Origin of the sequence: Mesorhizobium sp. Root554, from assembly GCF_001427025.1 — a bacterium.
Classification (GTDB): Bacteria; Pseudomonadota; Alphaproteobacteria; order Rhizobiales; family Rhizobiaceae; genus Mesorhizobium.
The window spans coordinates 599,705-607,009 of sequence record NZ_LMGA01000001.1; the positions used below are offsets into that span (position 1 = coordinate 599,705).

Below are 7,305 nucleotides of genomic sequence, written 5' to 3' on the forward strand. Positions count from 1 at the left end.
TGGAAAGTCCTGCTCAGTTTTCCATGAAGCGGGGGAACCAGGCCTCGTGCGCGGCCTTGAGTTCGCTGACAGCTATCGCACGCGCGCTGCCCAGTTTCAAATCGCTGCCGCCTGTCGTGCCGATCCACGGCGCGAAAATGCCCTGCTCCTTGGCTTGGTTCCAAAGCTCGAGAAGGCCGTCCTGCTGTGGGTCCAGATTGACGGTCAGCACATAGCGTCCCTGGTCCTCGCCGAACCAGACGGGAACCGGATCGATGTCGGCCAAGCCGGGCACGGTCGCGCCGATGCCTGAAGCCATCGCCATTTCGGCCAGCGCCACGGCAAGGCCGCCGTCCGACACGTCATGGCAGGCGGTCACGACGCCCGACGCGATCAGCTTGCGGACGAAGTCGCCGACCTTTTTCTCATGCCCCAGATCGACCGGCGGAGGTGGGCCGTCCGTCCGGTCATGCAGATCGCGCAGGTAGACGGACTGGCCAAGATGCGTGCCCCAGCGCTCCGGACCGCCGACAAGCAGGATCACCTCGTTCTCGCGCGCGAAGCCGATGCGGGCCATTTTCGACCAGTCGGACAGCAACCCGACACCACCGATGGTCGGCGTCGGCAGGATGCCCCGGCCGTTGGTCTCGTTGTAGAGCGAGACGTTGCCGGAAACGATGGGAAAGCCGAGCGTACGGCAGGCCTCGCCGATGCCCTTGATGGCGCCGACGAGCTGGCCCATGATTTCCGGGCGCTCGGGATTGCCGAAATTCAGATTGTCGGTGGCCGCGAGCGGCAGCGCGCCTGTCGCGGTCAGGTTGCGCCAGCACTCTGCCACGGCCTGCTTGCCGCCCTCGAACGGGTCGGCCTCGCAGTAACGCGGGGTGACGTCTGAGGAAAAGGCGAGCGCCTTGGTCGCGTGGCCTTCGACGCGCACCACGCCGGCGTCACCGCCCGGCAGTTGCAGCGAGTTGCCCTGGATCAGCGTGTCATACTGCTCCCACACCCAGCGGCGCGACGACAGGTCCGGGCCGCCCAGCAGCTTGAGCAGCGCGTCCGCCACATCAGCCTGCGGTACATCGCTAGCCGCGAGCGCGGCAGGCTTGGCCGGTTCCACCCACGGGCGGTCATATTCGGGCGCCTGGTCGCCCAGTTCCTTGATCGGCAGGTTCGCCACCTCGTCGCCCTGATGGAGGATGCGGAAACGCAGATCGTCGGTGGTCTTGCCGACGATGGCGAAATCCAGCCCCCATTTGTGGAAGATCGCTTCGGCTTCCTTCTCTTTCTCGGGCCGCAGCACCATCAGCATGCGTTCCTGGCTTTCGGAAAGCATCATCTCGTAGGCGCTCATGCGCTCCTCGCGCACCGGCACCTTGTCGAGGTCGAGCTCGATGCCGAGGTCGCCCTTGGCGCCCATTTCCACCGCCGAGCAGGTAAGGCCGGCGGCGCCCATGTCCTGGATGGCGATGACCGCGCCCGACGCCATCAGCTCCAGGCAGGCTTCCAGCAGGCATTTCTCGGTGAAGGGATCGCCGACCTGCACGGTGGGACGCTTTTCGTCGATCTTGTCGTCGAATTCCGCCGAGGCCATCGTCGCGCCGCCGACGCCGTCGCGTCCGGTCTTGGCGCCGAGATAGACGACGGGCAGGCCGACGCCCTTCGCCTCGGAGAGGAAGATAGCATCGGTTTTCGCCAGCCCGGCCGCGAAGGCATTGACCAGGATGTTGCCGTTGTAGCGTGCGTCGAAATTCACTTCGCCGCCCACCGTCGGCACGCCGAAGGAATTGCCGTAGCCGCCGACGCCGGACACCACGCCGGCGACCAGATGCTTGGTCTTGGGATGGTCCGGCGCGCCGAAGCGCAGCGCATTCATCGCCGCGACCGGCCGCGCGCCCATGGTGAAGACATCGCGCAAGATGCCGCCGACGCCGGTCGCCGCGCCCTGGTAGGGCTCGATATAGGAGGGGTGGTTGTGGCTCTCCATCTTGAAGACCACGCAGTCGCCGTCGCCGATATCGACGACGCCGGCATTCTCGCCCGGACCCTGGATGACGACATCGCCTTTGGTCGGCAGCGTCCGCAGCCATTTCTTGGAGGATTTGTACGAGCAGTGCTCGTTCCACATGGCGGAAAAGATGCCGAGTTCGGTGAAGCTCGGCTCGCGTCCGACGAGGTCGAGGATGCGCTGGTATTCGTCCGGCTTCAGTCCGTGCGCGGCGATGAGGTCCGGTGTGATCGGCACGCTGTTCGAAATGGTCATCAAATCTTCCGGTCGGTCCGGCCTTGTTGAAAGATCAGGGCTTCCTAAACCTTGAAACGGCGTGGTCCGCAAGCACGGCCACCACGCTCAGCACAAGAAAAAGCCCGGCGACGCCTGCCGCCGACAGTGCAACGCCCCCCACGCCATTTTTCGCGACATCGAGGAAAGGATAGGGCACTTCACCGGCGAGCGGCGCTCGGGCCAGCGCGTAGACGAGGTAGGCGACGGGGTAGATCATCCAGATCGGAATATCGCTCCAGCGCGTCGAGCCGTCTGCGCCGGCGCCCAGCCACCACAGAACGAACAGGATGGGCGCGACGTAGTGCAGGAGCAAGTCGGCCACGAGAAAGAGGCCCTGGGGTTGCCATAGCTGCGCCAGCACGGTGGCATAGACGATCGAGACAAGTGTGATCGACACGGCGACGCAGGCGCGCATCCGCCGGCCGGCAAAGGCCGGAAACCATGCGTAGCCGCCCGGCGAGAGCAATGAGGCATGGACGAAAACGGCGGCAATGTTGGTCAGGATGGTGAAGAAGGAAAAGTAGAAGACAAGCGAACCGGCCACGCCGCGCCCGGCCGCCAGCGCTGCCGGAATGGTCAGGCAGAATTGCAGGATGAGCCCGACCAGTCCAACGGCAAGGCCCGCAATCTGCAGCGCCCGCCCCATTGGCTATGCCTTCGCGCCGCAGTCGCTGTCGCCGGTCTGCCAGCGCGCGACGTCGGCGCTGATTCGCGGCCCAATGGATTCGGTGGTCAGCGGCCCGAATACTTCGACGCTGCTGGAGCTGCCGCGCGCCTGCACCACGAGCAGCGGTTTGCCGCCGTAATGCTTGGCCGGAACCAGAAGGAACCGCGGCGTGCCGCCGAAATTGTTCAGCTCGTTCGCCATCTGGTACTGCCGGAAGGCAGGGTCCTTGCTGGCGATCCAGCATTTGTGGGCAGCGATCGCCACCTGTTCCATCGCTCGCAGCGAGGCGCTCTTGCCGCTGGGAACGGACGGTGTGCTCTTGGCCCCGGACTGGCAGCCGGCCAGGGAAAGCCCGGCGACGGTCAGAAGAGCGATGGCCGGTGCAACGAACGAGATGCGTGTCATGCGTCCGCCTTGAATTCCTTCATGAACACCGTCAGCCCGTCATCCATCTCGTTCCAGACGAGCGACAGCGCCGGCTGCTGCCGCGCAATCTGCTCGTAGGCCTCGAATTTCGGATAGGGGTCGAGCAGATCGGTCTCGCCCGACATGACGCGGTAATTGTTGAAGATGAAGCGGATCGGCGTCAACCAGGCATCGGCGAAGGTCAATTGCTCGCCCAGCGCATAGGGGCCTCGCGCCAGCCGCGCCTCGACCGCCGCGAGACCGTTTTGCTGGCGTTTGGAATAATAGGTGATCGCCGCCTCGTCGCGTGCTGCGGCGCTGATCAGCTCGAACAGGCGTATGGTCGGCGTCAGCACGTCGAGGTCGGCAATGCGGCAGAACATGCGCACCAGCGCCCGTTCGCGCGGGTCCTGCGGCAGAAGCACCGGCTCCGGGAATCGCTCTTCGAGATATTCGGCGATCACCACCGATTCCACGATCGTCTCGCCCGAGCCGGTGATCAGCACCGGAATGCGGTTGAGCGGCGAGATGGCGCGGAATTCCTCCGGAATCGGTATGCCCGGCGGCGGCGCAATGATCTTCAGCGGCACGTCTTTCAAATAGGCGATGCCGCGGATGATGGAGGAGTATGTGGAGAGGGGGCGCGAATAGAGCTTCATCGCCGAGTCTTCGCGGTTGCCGGCGAAAAGGTCAAGCGGCGATCCTGAGCGCGCCCTCGAACAGCGCGCGGCCGTCAATGCCGCCATGCGCGGCCTCGATCAGGTTTTCCGGATGCGGCATCAGGCCAAGCACGTTGCCCTTGGCCGAAACGATGCCGGCAATGTCGTTGATCGAGCCGTTCGGATTGGTGCCTTCGGCGTAGCGGAACACCACTTGGCCTTCGCCTTCCATGCGTTTCAACGTCTCGTCGTCGGCGAAATAGTTGCCGTCGTGATGCGCAACCGGGCAGCGGATAACCTGGTTCGGCTGGTAACCGCGGGTAAAGGCGGTGTTGGCGTTCGCCACCGAGAGCTTCACCTCGCGGCAGACGAATTTGAGCGAGGCGTTGCGCATCAGCGCACCGGGCAAAAGGCCCGCTTCGACCAGGATCTGGAAGCCGTTGCAGACGCCGACGACCATGACGCCCTGCGCTGCCTTTTCAGCAACGGCGCGCATCACCGGCGAGCGGGCGGCGATGGCGCCGCAGCGCAGGTAATCGCCGAAGGAAAAGCCGCCGGGAATGGCGATCAGGTCGACATCCGGGATTTCCGTGTCTGTCTGCCAGACGGTGGCAGGCGCTTGGCCCGAAATCTTGGTCAGCGCCGCGATCATGTCGCGGTCGCGGTTGAGGCCGGGGAGGAGAACGACTGCGGATTTCACTTAACCCACCTCCACCGCGTAATTCTCGATCACGGTATTCGCCAGGAGCTTGTCGCACATGGCCTTGAGGTCGGTTTCGGCTTGCGCCTTGTCGGCGCTGTCGATTTCGATGTCGAACACCTTGCCCTGGCGTACGGCGCCGACGCCGCCGAAACCCAGGCCGGACAGCGCATGTTCGATCGCCTTGCCCTGCGGGTCGAGCACGCCGTTCTTGAGGGTTACGGTGACGCGGGCTTTTATCACGATGCGATCCTTGGAGTGTGGAGGGCTGGCGCTGTGGACGCCGGCACATGGGTCAATGCGGCTTTGTGCCCTTCGGCGGCTCGCTGGTGGCAACCAGCACCGGCCCGGTCGGGCGAGGCGGCTCGTTCTCGTTCATGATGCCGAGGCGCCGCGCCACTTCCTGATAGGCCTCGACCAGCCCGCCCATGTCACGGCGGAAGCGGTCCTTGTCGAGCTTGTCCTGGGTAGCGACATCCCACAGCCTGCATGAATCCGGCGAAATCTCGTCGGCGACGACGATGCGCATCATGTCGCCCTCGAACAGTCGGCCGCATTCGATCTTGAAATCGACGAGCTGGATGCCGACGCCCATGAACAGGCCGGAGAGGAAGTCGTTGACGCGGATGGCCAGCGCCATGACGTCGTCGATTTCCTGGGGACTGGCCCAGCCAAAGGCGGTGATGTGCTCTTCCGAGACCATCGGATCGTCCAGCGCATCGGCTTTGTAGTAGAATTCGATGATGGAGCGCGGCAGCACCGTGCCTTCCTCGATGCCGAGGCGCTTGGCCAGCGAACCGGCCGCGACATTGCGCACGACCACTTCCAGCGGGATGATCTCGACTTCCTTGATCAGCTGCTCGCGCATGTTGAGCCGCTTGATGAAGTGCGTCGGAATGCCCATGCGGTTGAGATGGTTGAAGATGTGCTCGGAAATGCGGTTGTTGAGCACGCCCTTGCCGTCCACCACTTCGTGCTTTTTCTTGTTGAACGCGGTGGCATCGTCCTTGAAGAACTGGATCAGCGTTCCCGGCTCTGGTCCTTCATAGAGGATTTTGGCCTTGCCTTCGTAGATGCGGCGGCGTGACTTCATCGGATTTGTTCTCTGGTTGGAAGGGCAGGTGGCGGCACCCGGTCCCTTTCTCTCGCCTGAGCGGCGGCTGTGGGTCTCACGCGGTCTCTAGCGCAATCGTGCCGTTTGCTCAATTGGCAAATCGGTCCAATCACAGTTTCGGCGGCCGGTTGCGGACCGAAATGCCGCAGCACCGCGGGCCATGTGTGATATTGACCGCGATGCGGCCTTTTGATTTGTGCTTCCCGACCACATATTCACCACCAACGAATCGCCATCCATCCGGAGGAATGCCATGAGCAGCATGAAGGACCGCGAAGAAGGTTTCGAACGCAAATTCGCCTTCGACGAGGAACTGCGCTTCAAGGCGACGGCGCGCCGCAACAAGGCGCTTGGCCTGTGGGCGGCCGAAAAGCTCGGCAAGTCCGGCGCCGATGCCGACGCCTATGCCAGGGAAGTGGTAGTGGCCGACATCGAGGAAGCCGGCGATCACGACGTTTTCCGCAAGGTCCGCAAGGATTTTGATGCGGCTGGCATCGACCAGTCCGACCATCAGATTCGCCGCACCATGGACGAATTGATGGCGCAGGCCATCGAGCAGATCAAGAACACCTGATCCATTTCTCTGGACCAGCAAACCGCCCGGCTTGCCGGGCGGTTTTTCTTTGCGTTTCCGGTATTTCCGTCTGAAACTGGAATCAAAACCGGAGGATCGCATGTCCCTGAAATCCCGCCTCGCGGCCGGAGAAACGCTTTGCACCGCATGGTCCGGTGTTCCCGACGCGCTGACCGTCGAAATCGTCGCCGCGCAGGGGTTCGATGCGGTGACGCTGGACATGCAGCATGGCGGACATCACGAGGACAGCGTTCTGCGTTCCATCCCCGCCATCCAGGCGGCAGGCAAGCCGGCCCTCGTGCGCATTCCCGTCGGGCGCTTCGACATGGCCAGCCGGGCTCTCGATTTCGGCGCCGAGGCGGTCATCGCGCCGATGGTGAACTCGGTGGCCGACGCCGAGCGCTTTGCCGCGGCGATGAAGTATCCGCCGCTTGGCGAACGCTCCTGGGGGCCTACATACGCCATGCCGAGGCACGGCAAGGGCACGTCCGTCGAATGGCTGCATGAAAGCAACCAGCGCACGCTGGCCTTCGCCATGGTCGAAACGCGCGCCGCGCTGGACGTCCTCGACGGCATCATGGCGACGCCCGGTATCGACGGCATCTTCCTCGGGCCGTCGGATTTTTCCATCGCCTGGACGAATGGCGGGACGATCAATTCGACGCTCGAAGACATGATGGGGACCATCGCTTCGGTCGTCGCCCGCGCCCGAGCCGCGGACAAACATGCCGGGATATATGTCGTCGACCCGGGCGTCGCTGGCCGCCTGGTTGAAATGGGCTACCGGCTGCTTGCCATGGGTTCAGAACACACGCTGATGGCACTAGGCGCGAAGACGTTGCTGGCGAATGTGAAGAAGTCGATAGGCAGTAGGCAGTAGGCAGTAGGCAGTAGGCAGTAGGCAGTAGGCAGTAGGCAGTAGGCAG

Annotated in this window: 9 protein-coding genes; 2 read left to right on the plus strand and 7 right to left on the minus strand. The window is 63.7% G+C overall.

Features of this window, described 5'->3' with window-relative positions:
- Positions 1–13 precede the first annotated feature (13 nt).
- The 7 genes from purL to purC are packed head-to-tail and all read right to left on the minus strand — an operon-like array spanning position 14 to position 5,784.
- On the minus strand, positions 14–2,239 hold the full coding sequence (gene purL / locus ASD44_RS02850) for a phosphoribosylformylglycinamidine synthase subunit PurL (RefSeq protein WP_056108531.1): 2,226 nt from the start codon (positions 2,237–2,239) through the stop codon (positions 14–16).
- Between the two features lie 34 nt (positions 2,240–2,273).
- Positions 2,274–2,906 carry a Pr6Pr family membrane protein gene (locus tag ASD44_RS02855; protein ID WP_056108534.1) on the minus strand — a complete coding sequence of 211 codons (633 nt, stop codon included), beginning with the start codon at positions 2,904–2,906 and terminating at the stop codon, positions 2,274–2,276.
- A gap of 3 nt (positions 2,907–2,909) precedes the next feature.
- Positions 2,910–3,332 carry a hypothetical protein gene (locus tag ASD44_RS02860; RefSeq protein ID WP_056108537.1) on the minus strand — a complete coding sequence of 141 codons (423 nt, stop codon included), beginning with the start codon at positions 3,330–3,332 and terminating at the stop codon, positions 2,910–2,912.
- Positions 3,329–3,991 (minus strand): glutathione S-transferase family protein, encoded by a 663-nt coding sequence (locus tag ASD44_RS02865; protein WP_056115316.1) that lies wholly within the window; start codon positions 3,989–3,991, stop codon positions 3,329–3,331. The genes ASD44_RS02860 and ASD44_RS02865 overlap by 4 nt, the downstream gene beginning before the upstream one ends.
- 31 nt (positions 3,992–4,022) lie before the next feature.
- The gene (gene purQ / locus ASD44_RS02870; RefSeq protein ID WP_056108539.1) at positions 4,023–4,691 is read right to left on the minus strand and encodes a phosphoribosylformylglycinamidine synthase subunit PurQ; all 669 of its coding nucleotides are present in this window, start codon (positions 4,689–4,691) and stop codon (positions 4,023–4,025) included.
- Positions 4,692–4,934: a phosphoribosylformylglycinamidine synthase subunit PurS gene (gene purS / locus ASD44_RS02875; protein ID WP_056108542.1), complete on the minus strand. Its 243-nt coding sequence runs from the start codon at positions 4,932–4,934 to the stop codon at positions 4,692–4,694. It abuts the gene before it with no gap.
- Between the two features lie 52 nt (positions 4,935–4,986).
- Positions 4,987–5,784, minus strand: coding sequence for a phosphoribosylaminoimidazolesuccinocarboxamide synthase (gene purC / locus ASD44_RS02880; protein ID WP_056108545.1), 798 nt, complete (start codon positions 5,782–5,784; stop codon positions 4,987–4,989).
- Between the two features lie 274 nt (positions 5,785–6,058).
- Here purC and ASD44_RS02885 point away from each other — a divergent pair, with 274 nt between their 5' ends.
- Both ASD44_RS02885 and ASD44_RS02890 read left to right on the plus strand, forming a co-directional pair.
- Positions 6,059–6,379 (plus strand): DUF1476 domain-containing protein, encoded by a 321-nt coding sequence (locus tag ASD44_RS02885; protein WP_056115317.1) that lies wholly within the window; start codon positions 6,059–6,061, stop codon positions 6,377–6,379.
- Between the two features lie 100 nt (positions 6,380–6,479).
- On the plus strand, positions 6,480–7,259 hold the full coding sequence (locus tag ASD44_RS02890) for an HpcH/HpaI aldolase/citrate lyase family protein (RefSeq protein ID WP_056115319.1): 780 nt from the start codon (positions 6,480–6,482) through the stop codon (positions 7,257–7,259).
- Positions 7,260–7,305 lie beyond the last annotated feature (46 nt).

What these genes read in the sequence shown, in the direction of transcription:
- ASD44_RS02860 (WP_056108537.1), bottom strand. Translation starts at nt 3,332, where the DNA reads ATGACACGCATCTCGTTCGTTGCACCGGCCATCGCTCTTCTGACCGTC.
- purC (WP_056108545.1), bottom strand. Translation starts at nt 5,784, where the DNA reads ATGAAGTCACGCCGCCGCATCTACGAAGGCAAGGCCAAAATCCTCTAT.
- purL (WP_056108531.1), bottom strand. Translation starts at nt 2,239, where the DNA reads ATGACCATTTCGAACAGCGTGCCGATCACACCGGACCTCATCGCCGCG.
- ASD44_RS02885 (WP_056115317.1), top strand. Translation starts at nt 6,059, where the DNA reads ATGAGCAGCATGAAGGACCGCGAAGAAGGTTTCGAACGCAAATTCGCC.
- ASD44_RS02890 (WP_056115319.1), top strand. Translation starts at nt 6,480, where the DNA reads ATGTCCCTGAAATCCCGCCTCGCGGCCGGAGAAACGCTTTGCACCGCA.
- ASD44_RS02855 (WP_056108534.1), bottom strand. Translation starts at nt 2,906, where the DNA reads ATGGGGCGGGCGCTGCAGATTGCGGGCCTTGCCGTTGGACTGGTCGGG.
- ASD44_RS02865 (WP_056115316.1), bottom strand. Translation starts at nt 3,991, where the DNA reads ATGAAGCTCTATTCGCGCCCCCTCTCCACATACTCCTCCATCATCCGC.